This is a genomic window from Streptomyces sp. NPDC093064 (genome assembly GCF_044754605.1).
Classification (GTDB): domain Bacteria; phylum Actinomycetota; class Actinomycetes; order Streptomycetales; family Streptomycetaceae; genus Streptomyces.
On the sequence record NZ_JBIVPK010000009.1, the window covers coordinates 181427 to 197807 of the forward strand.

Below are 16381 nucleotides of genomic sequence, written 5' to 3' on the forward strand. Positions count from 1 at the left end.
CCACACAACCTCTCCGCACGTTCTCTGCGCGCGCCGAAGGGTGCTCGCCACACCGATCTGACCGACCGCCTCAGCGTTCCCTCAGGCCCACCCGCACCGTCAGCAGATCCGTTCCCAGCGCCCGAACCGCCGTACTGTTCAGCCGGGGCAGGCCGCGCAGGCGGGCGACGGGGTCGTCGTCGGGAAGGGGATACGCGGTGCCCTCGTACCAACGGCCACGGATGCGTACCCGCACCTCGGGGTCGGCACGAATGTTGCGGACGTACTGGGAGCGCTCCCCGAACTCCGAGACCAGCCAGAAGGAGTCGCCGACGCGGCGGCCGCCCACCGGTGTACGGCGGGGGAGGCCGGAGGCGCGGCCCGTGGTCTCCAGAACCGTCTGGAGCGGCAGTCGTCGCAGGACCGGGTTGGCGACGCGCCGCTGGAACGTCGTGACGGCCCGGCGCTTGATGTCGGCGTAGCGGGACATACGGACAAGTCTGTCACGCACGCCCCAGGAAGATCGGGTTCGTGAGCGCCGCCATCACGCCGGGCAGCGGGCCCACCGCATTCTCGTGACGCACCTCCGCGCGCACGTAGGCCGCGTACGCCGGGGTCGTACGCCACTCGACGACCCCCGAGCCCGACACGGGGAACGGGTCGCTGGTGAGGAGCACCCCCTGGTCGGTCACGAGGCGGACCGAGCAGCGCGGCACACCGGAGGCCTCCAGGCGGACCGTCACCGGGGTGTCCGCGGCCACCCGCAGCCGCTCCCCGATGCCCGCCGGCTCGTCCCCGGCCCCCGTCGCGGTGAAGGCGAGCGACACGTTCCTGGACTCGGCGACGTACGAGCGGCCCGCGCGGATGCCGTCCTGGACCGCCTCCCGGGTGAGGTCGTCGGCGAGGACGACCGTCTGGGGCAGGCCCACGGCGTCCGGCGGCCGGTGGGCGTCGCTGCTGCCCATCGCGGGCAGCCAGCGCCGGTCCTCCCGCGCCGCCGCCACGAGCGTGGCGTCCCACGCGGCCACCGCTGTCTCGTCGTCCGGCGTGAAGGGTCCGTTCCACACCTCCACCGCGTCCGCCTCGCCGAAGCCGAACTTCCAGGCGCAGCCGACGCAGGTGGCGTGCGGATGGGCGGGCACGACCAGGCCGCCCGCGCGGCGGATCTCGCGGGCGAAGCGGTCGAAGCGGCCCTCCCGTGCCCGGTAGCGCCAGTCGACGAAGGTGCCGGGGTCGGTGCCGAGGGCCAGGACGTGGCCGTTCCTCGTCGTCACCTCCTCGCCCAGCATGATCAGCAGGTCGTCGCCCGCATGGTCCGCCCAGTGCGGATGGGAGGCGTGGGTGTTGTGGTCCGAGCTGTTGATGAAGTCCAGCCCGGCCCCCCTGGCCCGCGCCGCGATCTCGGCGGGGGTGCGACGGCCGTCCGAGTGCCAGGAGTGGATGTGGCAGTCCCCCCGGTACCAGGCCCGCCCCCGCCCCCTCGCCCACTGCGGCGGGTACACCGGCCGTACGGCCACGCCCGGGACGCCGTGCGTCAGGGTGACGTCGAGCACGTACGACAGGCCCTGCGGCGCGACCGTGTAGGGCCCGAGCGCGATGTGCCAGACACCCGCGTCGACCGGCCTCGCGACGTAGCCCGGTGTCGCGTCGTCCGCGCGGATGAAGAACTCCGTGCGCGCCCCGCCCGACCAGCCGCGAAAGCCCCGGCCGCCCGATTCGGTGCCGTGCTGGTCGAAGATGCCGATGTCCAGCGCGTTGCCGGGGGTGCCGACGGGGACGGCCGGCCTGTCGTACGTGTACGAGACCCTGATCTCCCGCACCCCGGCCGGGACGTCGACGGGAACGTACACGTAGTCGGGGGCGCCCGGCGGCAGCGTGCCCCGGATCGTCCGGGTCTCCTGCCCGCCGTCCGCGGTCCCGGCGCCGCTCGCGAAGGTCACGCCTCCCAACGTAGGCGCCGCGGAGGCACCCGTCACGACCGGAGTGCGCCGTCCGGGTCCGCGGCCGGACCACCGGCGCCGCCTGCCGGTCCTTCCTTGATCGGCCCTGGTGACCGCGACCGTATCCTCGAAGGATGACGACTTCCGCGACCTCCGGAACCGGCCCCACCGAGAACTCCCTGCGTCGCGCCCTCAAACGTGCCCGGGACGGGGTCGCGCTCGACGTCGCCGAGGCGGCGGTGCTGCTCCAGGCCCGGGGTGAGCACCTTCGGGATCTCGCCGCCTCCGCGGCCCGGGTGCGGGACGCCGGTCTCGAGGCCGCCGGCCGTCCCGGCGTCATCACCTACTCCAAGAGCGTCTTCATCCCGCTGACCCGGCTGTGCCGGGACAAGTGCCACTACTGCACGTTCGTCACCGTGCCCGGCAAGCTGCGCCGCGCCGGACACGGGATGTTCATGTCCCCCGACGAGGTCCTCGACATCGCCCGCCGAGGCGCCGAACTCGGCTGCAAGGAAGCCCTGATCACCCTCGGCGACAAGCCGGAGGACCGCTGGCCGGAAGCGCGCGAGTGGCTCGACGCGCACGGCTACGACGACACCATCGCCTACGTACGGGCCGTCTCCATCCGCATCCTGGAGGAGACCGGCCTGCTGCCGCACCTCAACCCGGGCGTCATGACCTGGACGGACTTCCAGCGTCTCAAGCCCGTCGCCCCGTCGATGGGCATGATGCTGGAGACGACCGCGCGGCGGCTGTGGTCCGAGCCGGGCGGCCCGCACCACGGCTCACCGGACAAGGAACCGGCCGTGCGGCTGCGGGTGCTGGAGGACGCCGGCCGCTCCTCCGTCCCCTTCACCTCCGGGATCCTGATCGGCATCGGCGAGACGTACGAGGAGCGCGCCGAGTCCCTGTTCGCGCTGCGCAGGGTCGCCCGCGCCCACCACGGCATCCAGGAACTGATCATCCAGAACTTCCGCGCCAAGCCGGACACGGCCATGCGCGGCATGCCCGACGCCGAACTCGACGAACTGGTCGCCACGGTGGCCGTCGCCCGCCACATCATGGGACCGTCCGCCTGCCTCCAGGCCCCGCCCAACCTGGTGGACGCCGAGTACGAACGGCTCATCGGCGCCGGTATCGACGACTGGGGCGGCGTCTCCCCGCTCACCATCGACCACGTCAACCCCGAGCGCCCCTGGCCCCGGATCGAGCAACTCGCCGAGAAGTCGGCCGCGGCGGGCTTCGAGCTGCGCGAACGGCTCTGCGTCTACCCGGAGTTCGTCACCCGCGGCGAGCCCTGGCTCGACCCGCGGCTGCTGCCGCACGTCCGCGCCCTGGCCGACCCCGAGACGGGCCTGGCCCGCCCGGACGCGGTGGCCGAGGGCCGCCCCTGGCAGGAGCCGGACGAGGCCTTCACCGCCACCGGCCGCACCGACCTGCACCGCACCATCGACACCGACGGCCGCACCGCCGACTGCCGCGGCGACTTCGACGAGGTGTACGGCGACTGGGGCGCCCTGCGCGAGGCGGCCGCCCCCGGCATGGCCCCGGAGCGCGTCGACACGGATGTACGGCAGGCCCTGCGCACGGCCGCCGACGACCCGACGAAGCTGACCGACGACGAGGCCCTGGCGCTGCTGCACGCGGACGGCCCGGCCCTGGACGCGCTCTGCCGGATCGCGGACGACGTCCGCAAATCGGTGGTGGGCGAGGACGTCACGTACATCGTGACGCGGAACATCAACTTCACCAACGTCTGCTACACCGGCTGCCGTTTCTGCGCGTTCGCCCAGCGCCGCACCGACGCGGACGCCTACACCCTGTCTCTGGACCAGGTCGCCGACCGAGCCCAGCAGGCCTGGGACGTCGGCGCGGTGGAGGTCTGCATGCAGGGCGGCATCCACCCCGACCTGCCGGGCACGGCCTACTTCGACATCGCGCGGGCGGTGAAGGAACGCATCCCCGGCATGCACGTGCACGCCTTCTCCCCGATGGAGGTCGTCAACGGCGCCACCCGCACCGGCATGTCCATCCGCGAGTGGCTGACCGAGGCCGGGGCGGCGGGCCTGGACAGCATCCCCGGGACGGCGGCGGAGATCCTCGACGACGAGGTCCGCTGGGTCCTGACCAAGGGCAAACTGCCCACGGCCACCTGGATCGAGGTCGTGACGACCGCCCACGAACTGGGCATCCGCTCCTCGTCGACGATGATGTACGGCCACGTGGACCAACCCCGCCACTGGCTCGGCCACCTGCGCACCCTGGCCCGCATCCAGCAGCAGACCGGCGGCTTCACGGAGTTCGTCACGCTCCCCTTCATCCACACCAACGCCCCGGTGTACCTGGCGGGCATCGCCAGGCCCGGCCCCTCCGTACGGGACAACAGGGCGGTCACGGCGATGGCGCGCCTCCTGCTGCACCCCTGGATCCCCAACATCCAGACGAGCTGGGTGAAGCTGGGCGAGGCGGGCGCCGCCGAAATGCTCCGCTCCGGCGCGAACGACCTCGGCGGCACGCTGATGGAGGAGACGATCTCCCGCATGGCCGGCTCCTCCTACGGCTCGTACAAGTCCGTCAAGGACCTGATCGCGGTGGCGGCGGCGGCCGGACGCCCGGCGAAGCCGAGGACCACGCTCTACGGCGAGGTCCCGGAGGAACGGCGGCGGGCGGCGGCCGCGTCGGACGGTCACCTGCCGGACCTGCTGCCGGTTCTGGATTGAACCGAGGAAGACGCAGCTCACAGTACGATGATCCGACCCCCGCTGGAGGGGTCGAGTAGCAGCCGAGGAGATGCGTGCCCATGGCGGCCCGAATACCTTCGTGGGCCTGGGTCAGCGGCCTGACCGTGGGAGCGGTCGCGGCAGTGGCCGTACTGGCGGTGAAGGCCGACCAGGGTCCCCACCCCACGGCCGCGACGGCTCACCAACGACCCGCCCCCTCGGCAAGCGCAAGCCCCTCCGCCAAGCCCAAGCCCCCGGCCCCGCCGGCTGTCCCGGCCGACTCGGGCGTGGGCCACCGGATCGTCTACGCCCTCGCCCAGAAGCGGGTGTGGCTGGTCGACGAGAGCGACAAACCCATCCGCACCTTCCCGGTCTGGCCGGGCACGGTGAGCCCCGACCCGGGCGCCTACGTGATCTCCAAGAGCGACGTCCCGTCGACCACCGGCTCGGACGGCGTCCAGATCGAGCACATCATGTACTTCGCGGGCAAGTCCGGCGTCTTCATCGCCTTCAGCAACGCCGTGGACGGTGCCTCACCCCCACCGGCCGCCGCCGACGCCAAGACGGGCGGCATCCGCATGGGCAAGCCCGACGGCACGGCCCTGTGGACCTTCGCGGCCAAGGGCACGAGGGTCGAGGTCGTCAAATAGCGACACCCTCGACGAACGCGCTCCAGGACGCGCCCCCGAACGCGAGCCGCGCACCGTCCCGGTCCTTGGAGTCACGGACGTGGACGGTGGTGGGGGAGGGGGCGGGGGTGGCTATGGCGACCTCGACGCAATCAGGTCCGTCGTTGCTGCTGTAGCTGCTCTTGAACCAGTTGAGCGTGGTGGTCATGTCTCTTCTCCCAGAATCTTCTCGATGAAGGACAGCGACTCCCGAGGTGAGAGGGCCTGCGCACGGATCATTCCATAGCGCATATCCAGGATCTGGGCCTCTCTCGGGTCACTGATCACCCGGCTGTGCAACTGGGCCTCCCAATGCCCCAGTGTCTTGCCGTCCCGGAGCTTCAGGAGCCGCAGCGGTCCGGCCATGCCTGCGTGGTCCTCACGGTCCGTGGGCATCACCTGTACCGAGGCGTGCCGCAACTGACCGATGTCCAGTAGGCGTTCGAGTTGCTGCCGCAGAACCATTCTGCCGCCGATCGGCCGCCGCAGCGTCACCTCCTCCTGGACAAAGGTGATGAGCGGCCGGGGCACTCGTTCGAACACGGTCTTGCGGGCCATACGCGCGGCGACGTGGCGCTCGATCTCGTCCTCCGTGTACGCGGGGCGACGCATCGCATACAGCGCTTGGGCGTACGCCGGAGTCTGCAACAGACCGTGGATCTGCTGATTGTCGTAGGCCCCCAACTCGACCGCCTCGCCCTCCAGCTTCGTCAAGTCCCGTACCTTTTTCGGGTACCGCGCCCGCTCCACATCCGCCTTCATCACCGACAGCTTCCCGCCCGCGCCGAGCACCTCGTCGGCCTTGTCGAGGAAGTCGGGCTTGGGGATGCGGCGTCCGCGCTCGACGGACGAGACCATCTCGTCGCCGTACCCGATGGCGGCGCCGAGTTCGGCCTGCTTGAGCCCGGCGGCTTCCCGCCACATCTTGATCTGCCGGCCGACCGTCCTGAGTACGGCCTCGGCCTCTTCGTCCTCCATGCCTTCCCCTCCCGACGTACGAGCCGGACGACTCCGCCCCGCGTTCGTACAGTCGCGTTGCGTACCGAGGTGATGGCTGTTCAGCGTAGGGACAGATGACGACTCTGGGTGACATGAGTAAGAAATTGTCCCTCCCGATCGCTGCTCCGTTGGCCCACTTCGCCGTGCAGCTCTCCGCGACGCGCAGAGGTGCGCGACTGGCTCGCCTGCTGGCCGAGCGCCAATTGGACGACTGGGGACTGGACTTGGCCGATCCGGCACAGATCGTGGCGGAGCTGGCGGCGAACGCGGCATTCCACGGGCGGGTCAGGGGGCGGGACTTCCGGCTCGCGCTGAGGCTGCACGGGGACGGCGTCCTGCGTATCGAGGTGACCGACGCGCGCGGTGACCGGCTCCCGAGGATCGCGGACCCGGTGGCGGCGGACGCGGAGTCGGGGCGGGGCCTGCTGCTGGTGGCCGCGCTCGCCGACCGCTGGGGCGTCACCGAGGCACCCGCCCACGGCAAGACGGTCTGGGCCGAACTCGCACCGCGTCGCGGAGATCGGTGACCCGGCCGCGCCCGACGCCAAAGACCAAAGAACCGGGGAAAGAACCGAACCCGCCCCCACCGCCCCCGTCGATCACCCGGCGGAGTGAATATGCCCCGCTCGGCTGGCGTGGCGAGGTGAACGTGGTGCAGCGTCTGTCCCACCAACCGCACACATGCATCGGCCCTCGCGGGGACTGCCATCCCACTGCGAGGGCCTGATCATCGGGAAGAGCCGCTTCCCGATGACTGGAAGGAAGCAGCCGCTTTCCGATGACTGATCAGCACCCTAACGCGCCCGCACGCGCCAAGTCCGGCCATTCCGGCGGCGTCATCCACATGAACGAACCCCACCACGAGAACTTCACGGTGGTCGGCAACCATCTGGCCCAGCACGCCGAGTTGTCCCTGAGGGCGATCGGCCTGGCGGTGCACATCCAGTCGCTGCCGAAGGGCACCCCTATCGGGATCAAGACGCTGGCCGGGAAGTTCCCCGAGGGAGAGATCCGGATTGCCGCCGCCCTGCGGGAGCTGGAGGAACACGGCTACCTCTCACGCGCCAAGCAGCGTCTTCAATCGGGCCGAATGACGACCCGCACGACCTCGTACAACAAGCCGCGACGCGCCGAAGCCGCCCGGACCGCCGAGCCCGACCGCCCGGGCGCCCTGCCCGGGCCCCCCGCCGCCTCGGCCCCGCACCCCGCGCGGCGAACGACCTGCTCGCCGGCCTCCGCGCCCATGACTCCCGCCTGCTCCTCACCGAGCGGGACGTACACCGGCTGGCACCGGCGGTCTCCGAGTGGCTGGGGCGGGGCGTACCGCCCACGGCCGTGGCGCGAACGCTCACGGCGGGCCTGCCTCAGGACCCGATCAAGCACCCGACGGCGTTCCTGGCCCACCGCCTGGCCTCCCTCCTGCCGCACCCCTCCCCGCTGCCCCACCACCCCCCCGCGACCGCTCTCCGCCCGGCTCCGCTTCGGACCTGCGACGGCTGCGAGAGAGCGTTCAGGTCCCCAGAACCAGGCCGCTGCAGAGACTGCCGCCCGTCCACCGCAGCCGCGTAGGGAGACCCAGAGATGAGCCGGATGCCAAGCACTGCCTCTGCGTCGCGCCACCGGCCACACCGGTACCGTACGAGGACCGACGCACCAGTACCGGAGGTCACCGTGAGCGCTCAGACTGACGGCCCGTACGGACCGCTGATCCCCATGCCCGAGCTCACGCCGGACGCGCTGCGGGCGGCAGTCGCGCGCATCGCTCCGAGCCGGATCCCCGTCCTCACGCAGCACCTGTTCGAAGCCACGACGAACGCGCAGCAGACACAGAGCCTTGCGCCGCTGAGAGCCTTCGTGCACTCCTGGGCGGTATTCGTGGCGATCGAACGGCACCCGGAGCGCGCCGTCCGGCTGCGTGAGCTGGAACGGATTGTGGACGCGGGAGAGCAGGACCCGGCTCAGGCCATCGCCGAGATCCGAACCATTCGGGAGGCGGCTGAGGCGGAGGCCGGGTTGTGACGGACTGGGCGTGGGACTACAACCCCAGTGCCGCGTACGTCACGGATGGACTACCACCGGGCGTGGTCGCCGAGGTGGAGCGGATCGTCACCGAGTTGGCTGCGCTCGGCCATGACTCGGTGAAGGTCGGCAGGCCCTTCGACCGGGAAGGCGGGCTGCGTGAATTCGACATTCTCGGCGGTCGTGGGTTCGTCAGCTTTCTGCCAGTGCCGCGCCACGAGTGCGTCTACGTGTGCAACGTGACCTGGTACGGCTGAAAACGATCTTTCGGGATCGCGCCCATCACAAATTCCCTACCTTTCCGTCCCCCCAACTGACCATCCCTGTTCGATTACAGTGCTGAACTGTTGGGCGTACGGACGGGTAACTGCCGGGGAGGTCTCAGCGTGGGTGCGACGTCCGGGGTCGTCTGGGGGCGTGGCGAGCAGCAGGACTTCCGGAGTCGGGTGCGCGGGACGTTGCTCGGGGTGGCCGTGGGGGACGCCCTCGGTGCGCCGGTGGAGTCCCTGGACCTCGGAGCGATCCGGGAGGCCCACGGACCCGAGGGGATCCGCGATCTCGAGCCCGCCCACGGCCGCCGCGGTGCCGTCACGCACTTCACGCAGCTCACCCTGTTCTCCGTCGACGGGCTCATCCGCGCGCAGGTGCGCCGCGACACCGGGGCCTGGCATCCGCCCACCGATGTGCACCGCGCGTACCTGCGGTGGGCCGCCACCCAGCGGGACTGGGGGCCCGACGAGCGGCGCAAGGACGACGGCTGGCTGGCCCGCGAGGAGTGGCTGTACGCCCGGCGGAGCCCCAGCCGGCCGCTGCTGATCGGGTTCGGGGACGACACCATGGGCACCCTGGAGGCGCCCAAGAACCCCGCCGAGGCCGGTCCGGAGGCGGTCGCCCGGTCGGCGCCCTTCGGGCTTCTCGTCGGCTGGGAGCCGCAGCTCGTCCTGCAGCTCGCCGTCGAGTGCGCGGCGCAGACCCACGGGCACCCCACCGCCTGCCTCGCCGCCGGCGCCTACGCCGTGATCGTGCACGCCCTCGCCCGCGGCGACGGTCTCGACGGCGCCGTGCAGAAGTCGCTGGCACTGCTCGCCGTGTGCCCCGGCCACCAGCCGGTGTCGGACGCCCTCCAGCGCGCGCTGGGCACGGTACGGCAGGGCATGCCGACCCCGGACCGGGTGGAGGAGCTGGCGGGGGAGGGGGCGGCGGAGGGGCTGCTCGCCGTGTCCGTGTACTGCGCGCTGGTGAGCGAGGACGTACGCCACGGGCTGTGCCTGGCGGTGAACCACGGCAGGTCCTCCGGCGCGGCCGGCGCCCTCACCGGCGGGCTGCTCGGCGCCCTGCACGGAGAGACGGCCCTCCCGCCGGGCTGGCTGGCCGAGCTGGAGGGCCGTCCCACTCTGCTGGTCCTGGCGGACGACTTCGCGATGGAGATGACCCAGGGGCCCGCACTGCACGGGCCCACAGGGTCCTCCCCGGGGTGGCTGGCACGCTATCCGCGCGGGGCCCGGTAGCCGCCCGGGCCGCGCGCCGCTACGGCTGCTTCCCCACCACGTCGTCGCCCGCGCCCGCCGGAGCCGGTACCGCGGCCGCCGCCAGGTCGCCGTCCCCGTCCGTGTTGACCTTCTCGATGATCGCGAGCCGTTCCGGTGTGTCCTCCGGCTTGACGAACCCGATGCCGATGTAGAGGACCAGCGAGACGGCGAGCGGCACCGACACCTGGTACTGCAACGGCACGCCGCCGTCGACGTTCCAGTTGATCGGGTAGTTCACCAGCCAGAAGGCCAGCAGGCCCGCCGCCCAGCTGGTGAGCGCCGCCGTCGGACCGGACCGGCGGAACGGGCGGAGCAGACCCAGCATCATCGGGATGGCGATCGGTCCCATGAGACCGGCGACCCACTTGATGACGACGGTGATGATGTCCTTGAACGTCGGCGAGTTGACCTGGGTGGCCACCGCCATGGACAGCGCGAGGAAGACCACCGTGGTCAGCCGGGCGGCGACGAGTCCGCTGCGCTGGTTCCAGGCCCGTGCCCGCGCGGAGACGACGGGTGCGATGTCCCGGGTGAAGACGGCCGCGATGGCGTTGGCGTCGGAGGAGCACATGGCCATCGTGTGCGAGAAGAAGCCGACGATCACCAGGCCCAGCAGGCCGTGCGGCAGCAACTGCTCGGTCATCAGGGCGTAGGAGTCGGAGCCGTCCGGCTTCTGCGCGTGGACCAGCAGCGGCGACATCCACATCGGGAAGAACAGGACGAGTGGCCAGACCAGCCACAGGACGGCGGAGAGCCGCGCGGATCGGGTGGCCTCACGGGCGGACGCGGTGGCCATGTACCGCTGCGCCTGGTTGAGCATTCCGCCGTTGGATGTTCCGCTTGCCGGCCTTGGTTCATGTACGTGAAAGCGGATCGGATGGGTCCGGGCACAAGCGGAGCCCCCTCGGCAAGGACGGCGAACTCGTCGAGAGGGCTCATCAATTGGCGCTTGTTGCAGTTGTCGTGCGGTTGTGTCGTTTTCTCAAGCCTTGACTGACGCCACGAAGGTGTTCCACGTGTCGGCGCGGAAGCCGAGCACCGGGCCCGCGGGGACCTTGGAGTCCCGGACCGCCATGGCCGCGACCACCGGTGACTTGACTTCGACGCACGCGCCGTTGCCCGTGGAGTACGAGGACTTGGTCCACGTCTCCGTGACGCCCTGACGAATTGCCATTTCTGCTCCGGATTGCGAGTGGAGTGGTTTACGCCAACGTTGTGCTGATGGCGTGATCGACGCTACCCGCCGCACTCCAAGTCCGAAGTGACGATTCATCCTTACGGATGGCATATTCCAAGGCAGTCTTCCGCCTTGGCTTGGTGAAGGTGTACGGTTCGGCACCTTCGAGCTGCAGCACTCAGCGCGCGGTCTCCTTGGCGATATTCGCGATGAATTGACGTGACTGCTCCACGTTCAGGGCCTGCGCCCGCAGGTGCTCGTACATCACGCTGTACTTCTGGACGTCGTTCGCCTTCTCCAGATACAGGTCGCTGGTGACGCCCTCGATGTAGACGACGCTGGAGTCCGCCGTGTCCGGGAACTCCAGGATCGCGTACTGGCCGTTGAGGCCCGGGTGCGCGCCCATGTCGAAGGGGATGACCTGCACGGTCACGTGCGGCAGTCGGGACTGCTCGACCAGGTGCTCCAACTGCTCCCGCATCAGGGCGGGGCTGCCGACGATCCGGCGCAGGGCGGCCTCGTCCAGGACCGTCCACAGCCGCAACGGGTTCTCGGCGGCGGAGATTCGTTCCTGCCGGCGCATTCTGACCTGCACCCGCTTCTCGATGTCGGCGGGCGCGGTCTCCGGCAGTGCACCGGCGATCAACGCCTCCGCGTACTGGCGGGTCTGAAGCAGCCCAGGAACGACCTGAGGGTCGTAGATCCGCAGGCTCGCCGCGTCCGTCTCCAGGCCGATGTAGACGCTGTAGGGGATGTCGCCGAAGGAGTGCCACCAGCCCTGCTGGCGCGAGTCCTTGGCCATCTGCATCAGCGAGTCGACGATCCGGTGGTCCTCCACCTCGTAGACCCCGCACAGATCGCGCACGTCGCGCTGGCTGATGCTGCGCCGGCCGTTCTCCAGGCGGCTGATCTTCGACTGCGACACCAGCAGTCGCTCGGCCACCTCCTCGGCCGTCATGCCCTTGAGTTCGCGCAGCCTGCGCAACTCCTGGCCCAGCCGGCGCCGCCTGACAGTGGGATTGACATTGGACGCCACGGGACGTGCACCTCCGGCCGCATGCCTCTACTTTGCGTATCTGCTGCTGAGCAGACTGCCACCAAGGTGCTTACTACCGCTGGAAAACGCCGGATATGCAGCGAGTACACGTCAGTTCGGGCACGTACTCCGCACCCGGACATGGCCGGATGGGCGGCGGGAGGCGTACGAGGTGTACGTTCCCGCCGCCCATGTCGATCCTGCGGCTCCCGGACCGTCGCTCCGGGGCTGGGGACTGCGGTGCGGCGTTGTTCTGTACGGTGCGGCTCAGTGGGCCACGGCACGGGCCATGGAACCGTGGCGTGGCTGCATCGGAACGCCGCGAGCGGGTTCCGCCGCGGGCCTGGTGCCCGCCCCGCCCTGGCGGCCGGCCGAGGCCGCGCTGCGGCGTGGCTGTGCCGCCACGCCGTTCTGGACGTCCATCACGGCGTGCGCCACGAGGCCGCCCATGGGGTCGTGCCGGATCAGGTCCCTGAGCCGGGACCGTGACGACCGCCCCTCGTTGCCGGGGTACAGGTGCTTGCCGAGGCCGACCGCGTGCGCCAGCGCGGCGAGCGCCGCCGTCCGCGGGTCCGGCGGTACGCCGGTGCGGATCGCCGAGTCCAGCCGGGCCCTGATCTCCCGGCTGATGGCGGTGTCCGTCGCCTGGTAGCGAGTCGTCGGCAGCACCCCGCACATCTGGCCGGCCACGGCGTGCACCATGCCGCACCGCTCCAGATGCGAGAGGTAGGTCTGGCGGAGCCCGAGACGCGGCCCGCCGATCCAGTGGACGGCCCGTACCGGAGCGCCGCGCCTTCGCAGCAACTCCAACGCGCAGTCCAGGGTTGGATCTCCTGTCGGCCGTGGCGCCACCACGGCGATACGATCCCCGTCTGGGGCTATCCGTCCGGCCAGCGCCAGCTCCACTAGCTGTGCTCCGGCCAGACCTAGGTCGAGCGACTGCGGCTGTGCAGTGGTACCCGTGGCCGGGTCCAGTGCCAGCAACAGAAGCTCCTCCGGAATTGTTCTGCGGCTCCTGCCCATCCATGCCTCCCCGCGTGGATGAATGACAGGGTGACCCCTCTCACATTGGTCTGTCGAGGGTGCGTGACCGGTTCGTAAGGGAACCGGTAGGTATGTCGTTCTCGTCTACCGCATGAGTTTGGTCCGTACAACAGGACACTGGTACATGGTTCGGACAGTGGTACGGCCAAGGGTCCGACTGCGTCGTCCGGGTGGCGGTTCAGATCGTGATTCACGGTTCGGTAGCGGCACGTTGGGCGTGCGGCACATGAGGAGGCATCGGTGGCGGGCGAGTCCCCCGACAGGTCGAAGCAGCGCGAGTCGTCGGTACAAAAGACGTCGGGGAGCGCGGGTCCGGTTCCCGAGTCCAGGAACGAGGCCCGCGACCCGCGGCTCGCGCTGACGGGGGAGTCCGGTGAGTCGGCGGAGTCCCGTGAGTTGGGCTCGGCAGGTGGCTCCGAGGGGCGCGGCGGGGTCGATACGGCCACTCGGGTGCTTTCGACGCGGGACGTGAAGACGACGGCGAAGACCGCCGACGCCGATGACACCGACGACGCTGACGATGCCGATGACACTGAGGGCGCTGCCGCAGAGGCCGGCGCCGACGGTGACGGGGCCGGGGCGGCGGGTGACGCGCGCCTGCGTGCGGCGGTGGCCGCGTGGGTGGACTCCGGGGACGACGAGAAGCGCGCGGAGGGCGCGGGGGCCGTGTCTGGGACCGAGGACGCCGATGCCGACGCCGACACCGAGGCTGAGGCCTCGGAGGGCGCCTCTGGCGGGGAGGCAGCCGCGCGCGGGGAGGCCGGGGCCGAGTCCCGGGCCGCCGACGAGGCCACGGTCGCTTCCGACGCGGAGGACGCCGAGGGCGAGGACGCCGAGGGCGAGGACGCCGAGGGCGAGGACGCCGACGGCGCCGAGCGTGGGAAGCCCGGGGGCGCGCCGGAGGCCGACGCCGAGGGGGCCGAGGACGCCGCGCGGGGGAGGGCCGGGGCTGAGTCCGAGGCAGCTGACGACGCCGCGGTGGACGCTTCCGACGCGGAGGACGCCGACGAGGCCGCCGAGCCTACGAAGGCCGGGGGCGCGCCGGAGGCCGACGCCGAGGGGGCCGAGGACGCCGCGCGTGGGAAGGCCGGGGCTGAGTCCGAGACCGCCGACGACGCCGCGGTGGACGCTTCCGACGCGGCGGACGCCGACGAGGCCGACGACGACGCCGAGCCTACGAAGGCCGGGGTCGCGCCGGAGGCCGACGCCGAGGGGCCCGAGGACGCCGCGCGTGGGAAGGCCGAGGCTGAGCCCGAGGCCGCCGATGAGGCCGCGGTGGACGCTTCCGACGCGGAGGACGCCGACGAGGCCGCCGACGCCAAGCGTTCCGAGGCCGGGGCCGCCCCTGAGGCTGCCGAGCGCACGAAGGACGGCGCTGAGCCCGAGGCTGACGCCGAGGGGCCCGACACCGACGTTGACGACGCCGAGGACGCCGAGGACGCCGACGACGCCGACGATGACGGCGACGCCAAGCGTGACGGCGGCGCCAAGGGCTCCGATGACGGCAAGCGTGCCGAAGCCGATGAGGCCGCGGAGGACGACGACCCCGAAGCCGGCGACAGCGGCTCGGAGGGGGTGGCCCCGGACGAGAAGCCGCCCGTGGACCAGCCCACCACCATGCTGAAGATCGGCGGCGCCGCCAAGCCCCAGGTCGACCAGCCCACGACCATGCTCAAGCTGGGCGGCGACAAGAAGCGGGCGCCCGAGACCGACGCCGAGCGGACCAGCAAGTTCGTCGCGCTCAAGCGGCACGACACCGCGCAGCCCCGCAAGCCGCAGCCCGCGCAGTCGGACACGCCCACGTCCAAGCCCGTACCCGCGGACGCCACGGCCGCCGTCCCTCAGGTCGGCCCCGAGCGCACCACCCAGCAGCCGCTGCCTCCCAGGCCGCCGCTGGACCTGCTGGCCGAGCTGACGAACACTCCGCCGCCCCCGGAGACCCCGCTGCGCACCGCGGTGCGCCGCGTCAAGATCTGGACCCCGCTGGTCATCCTCCTGCTGATCGTCTTTGCGGTCGTGCAGGCCGTGCGCCCGCTGCCCGGCCCCGCCTTCGCGCTGACCGCTGAGGACACCTACACCTTCCAAGGCGACCAGGTGAAGCTGCCGTGGCCCGACGAGGGCCAGGGCTGGATGGACGTGGACGGCGTCGGCACGATGGACCACTTCGGCGAGCAGAAGCCGGTCGCCATCGGCTCGGTCGCCAAGACCATGACCGCGTACATCATCCTGCGCGACCACCCGCTGAAGGCCGGCGAGGAAGGTCCGAAGATCGAGATCGACGCGACGGCGGAGAAGGAGGGCGGCTACGACAAGGCCGGCGAGTCCACGCTCAACACCATGAAGGTCGGCGACTCCCTCACCGAGAAGCAGGCCCTGTCGGCGGTCATGATCCCGTCCGCCAACAACATCGCGCGTCTGCTGGCCCGTTGGGACGCGGGCTCCGAGGCGGAGTTCGTCAAGAAGATGAACGCCGCCGCCAAGGAACTCGGGATGGCGAACACCACGTACACCGACCCCTCGGGTCTGAAGGAGACCACCGTCTCCACCGCCGAGGACCAGGTGAAGCTCGGCAACGCGGCCATGAAGATCCCGGCCATGGTGGCCATCACCAGCGCGGCCAGCTGGACGGACCCGACCGGGAAGTACTGGAACAACTACAACGAGTTGCCCTACGCCATCGGCGCGATCGGCATCAAGACCGGCTCCACCACCGCGGCCGGCGGCAACCTGCTCTTCGCCGCCCACAAGCAGGTCGGCGGCCGGACGGTGACGATCGTCGGCGCGATCCTCGGCCAGCACAAGGGACAGTCGATCCTCGACACGGTCAACGCGGTCAGCAAGACCGCGCTGGTCGCCGCGAAGGACGTGCCGACCTCGGCGAAGATCGTGAAGAAGGGCGATGTCGTCGGGTACGTCGACGACCAGCTCGGCGGCCACACGCCGGTCGTCGTCACCAAGGACGTCACCGCGGTCGGCTGGGCCGGCCTGCGGCTGAAGCTGTCCCTGGTCACCAAGGACGTACTGCCGCACACCGCGAAGGCCGGCACGGAGGTGGGCATGCTCACCGTCGGTGACGGCGGGGACGGTGCCGTACAGGTCCCCGTCGCCCTTCAGGAGGACCTCGCCGAGCCGGGCTTCCCGGCCAGGCTGACGCGCCTCGGCTGACCTCCGCGTCATCCGGCGGCCGTCGCCGCCCCCGCGCACCCCGTCGACCAGCCCCACCCGGGAGCTGATCCGGCGGGGTGCGTGCTAGCGTCACGAAACGGGCAT

14 protein-coding genes and 1 pseudogene are annotated in these 16381 nt (G+C 71.0%); 7 read left to right on the forward strand and 8 right to left on the reverse strand.

Going from position 1 to position 16381, the window contains the following annotated elements; genetic code table 11:
• Positions 1 to 70: 70 nt before the first annotated feature.
• On the reverse strand, positions 71 to 469 hold the full coding sequence (locus ACIQFZ_RS14195; protein WP_383056271.1) for a nitroreductase/quinone reductase family protein: 399 nt from the start codon (positions 467 to 469) through the stop codon (positions 71 to 73).
• 13 nt (positions 470 to 482) lie between these two features.
• A complete protein-coding gene (locus ACIQFZ_RS14200; protein WP_402691335.1) occupies positions 483 to 1928 on the reverse strand; it encodes a CehA/McbA family metallohydrolase in 1446 nt (481 codons plus the stop codon).
• Between the two features lie 125 nt (positions 1929 to 2053).
• Here ACIQFZ_RS14200 and ACIQFZ_RS14205 point away from each other — a divergent pair, with 125 nt between their 5' ends.
• Together ACIQFZ_RS14205 and ACIQFZ_RS14210 are read left to right on the forward strand one after the other, a co-directional pair.
• A complete protein-coding gene (locus tag ACIQFZ_RS14205) occupies positions 2054 to 4639 on the forward strand; it encodes a bifunctional FO biosynthesis protein CofGH (RefSeq protein ID WP_402691309.1) in 2586 nt (861 codons plus the stop codon).
• 80 nt (positions 4640 to 4719) lie between these two features.
• Complete coding sequence (locus ACIQFZ_RS14210; RefSeq protein ID WP_365418840.1) at positions 4720 to 5289, forward strand: hypothetical protein; 570 nt, start codon at positions 4720 to 4722, stop codon at positions 5287 to 5289.
• On the opposite strand, the gene ACIQFZ_RS14215 is transcribed toward ACIQFZ_RS14210, so the two are convergent.
• Entirely contained in the window at positions 5282 to 5476 is a 195-nt protein-coding gene (locus ACIQFZ_RS14215; RefSeq protein ID WP_365418837.1) for a DUF397 domain-containing protein, read from the reverse strand. The genes ACIQFZ_RS14210 and ACIQFZ_RS14215 overlap by 8 nt on opposite strands.
• A complete protein-coding gene (locus ACIQFZ_RS14220) occupies positions 5473 to 6285 on the reverse strand; it encodes a helix-turn-helix domain-containing protein (protein WP_402691310.1) in 813 nt (270 codons plus the stop codon). The genes ACIQFZ_RS14215 and ACIQFZ_RS14220 overlap by 4 nt, the downstream gene beginning before the upstream one ends.
• Positions 6286 to 6398: 113 nt before the next feature.
• On the opposite strand from ACIQFZ_RS14220, the gene ACIQFZ_RS14225 reads away from it, so the two are divergent.
• The 4 genes from ACIQFZ_RS14225 to ACIQFZ_RS14240 all read left to right on the forward strand — a co-directional run bounded on the left by ACIQFZ_RS14225 (position 6399) and on the right by ACIQFZ_RS14240 (position 9833).
• Entirely contained in the window at positions 6399 to 6833 is a 435-nt protein-coding gene (locus ACIQFZ_RS14225) for an ATP-binding protein (RefSeq protein ID WP_402691311.1), read from the forward strand.
• Between the two features lie 1186 nt (positions 6834 to 8019).
• Positions 8020 to 8325: a hypothetical protein gene (locus ACIQFZ_RS14230; RefSeq protein WP_402691312.1), complete on the forward strand. Its 306-nt coding sequence runs from the start codon at positions 8020 to 8022 to the stop codon at positions 8323 to 8325.
• Positions 8322 to 8582, forward strand: coding sequence for a hypothetical protein (locus ACIQFZ_RS14235; RefSeq protein ID WP_402691313.1), 261 nt, complete (start codon positions 8322 to 8324; stop codon positions 8580 to 8582). Before ACIQFZ_RS14230 ends, ACIQFZ_RS14235 begins: the two co-directional genes overlap by 4 nt.
• 129 nt (positions 8583 to 8711) lie before the next feature.
• Entirely contained in the window at positions 8712 to 9833 is a 1122-nt protein-coding gene (locus ACIQFZ_RS14240; protein WP_365776128.1) for an ADP-ribosylglycohydrolase family protein, read from the forward strand.
• Between the two features lie 19 nt (positions 9834 to 9852).
• Here the strand turns inward: ACIQFZ_RS14240 and ACIQFZ_RS14245 are convergent.
• The 4 genes and pseudogenes from ACIQFZ_RS14245 to ACIQFZ_RS14260 all read right to left on the reverse strand — a co-directional run.
• Positions 9853 to 10683 (reverse strand): annotated as a pseudogene (locus ACIQFZ_RS14245) (Na+:solute symporter); the annotation flags it as partial.
• Between the two features lie 153 nt (positions 10684 to 10836).
• Positions 10837 to 11028 carry a DUF397 domain-containing protein gene (locus ACIQFZ_RS14250; RefSeq protein ID WP_365418825.1) on the reverse strand — a complete coding sequence of 64 codons (192 nt, stop codon included), beginning with the start codon at positions 11026 to 11028 and terminating at the stop codon, positions 10837 to 10839.
• Positions 11029 to 11209: 181 nt separating this feature from the next.
• Positions 11210 to 12067, reverse strand: coding sequence for a helix-turn-helix transcriptional regulator (locus tag ACIQFZ_RS14255; RefSeq protein ID WP_365776129.1), 858 nt, complete (start codon positions 12065 to 12067; stop codon positions 11210 to 11212).
• 267 nt (positions 12068 to 12334) lie between these two features.
• Complete coding sequence (locus ACIQFZ_RS14260; protein ID WP_365418819.1) at positions 12335 to 13090, reverse strand: GPP34 family phosphoprotein; 756 nt, start codon at positions 13088 to 13090, stop codon at positions 12335 to 12337.
• Between the two features lie 261 nt (positions 13091 to 13351).
• Here ACIQFZ_RS14260 and ACIQFZ_RS14265 point away from each other — a divergent pair, with 261 nt between their 5' ends.
• Positions 13352 to 16276: a D-alanyl-D-alanine carboxypeptidase gene (locus ACIQFZ_RS14265; RefSeq protein WP_402691314.1), complete on the forward strand. Its 2925-nt coding sequence runs from the start codon at positions 13352 to 13354 to the stop codon at positions 16274 to 16276.
• The last annotated feature ends 105 nt before the right edge of the window (positions 16277 to 16381 follow it).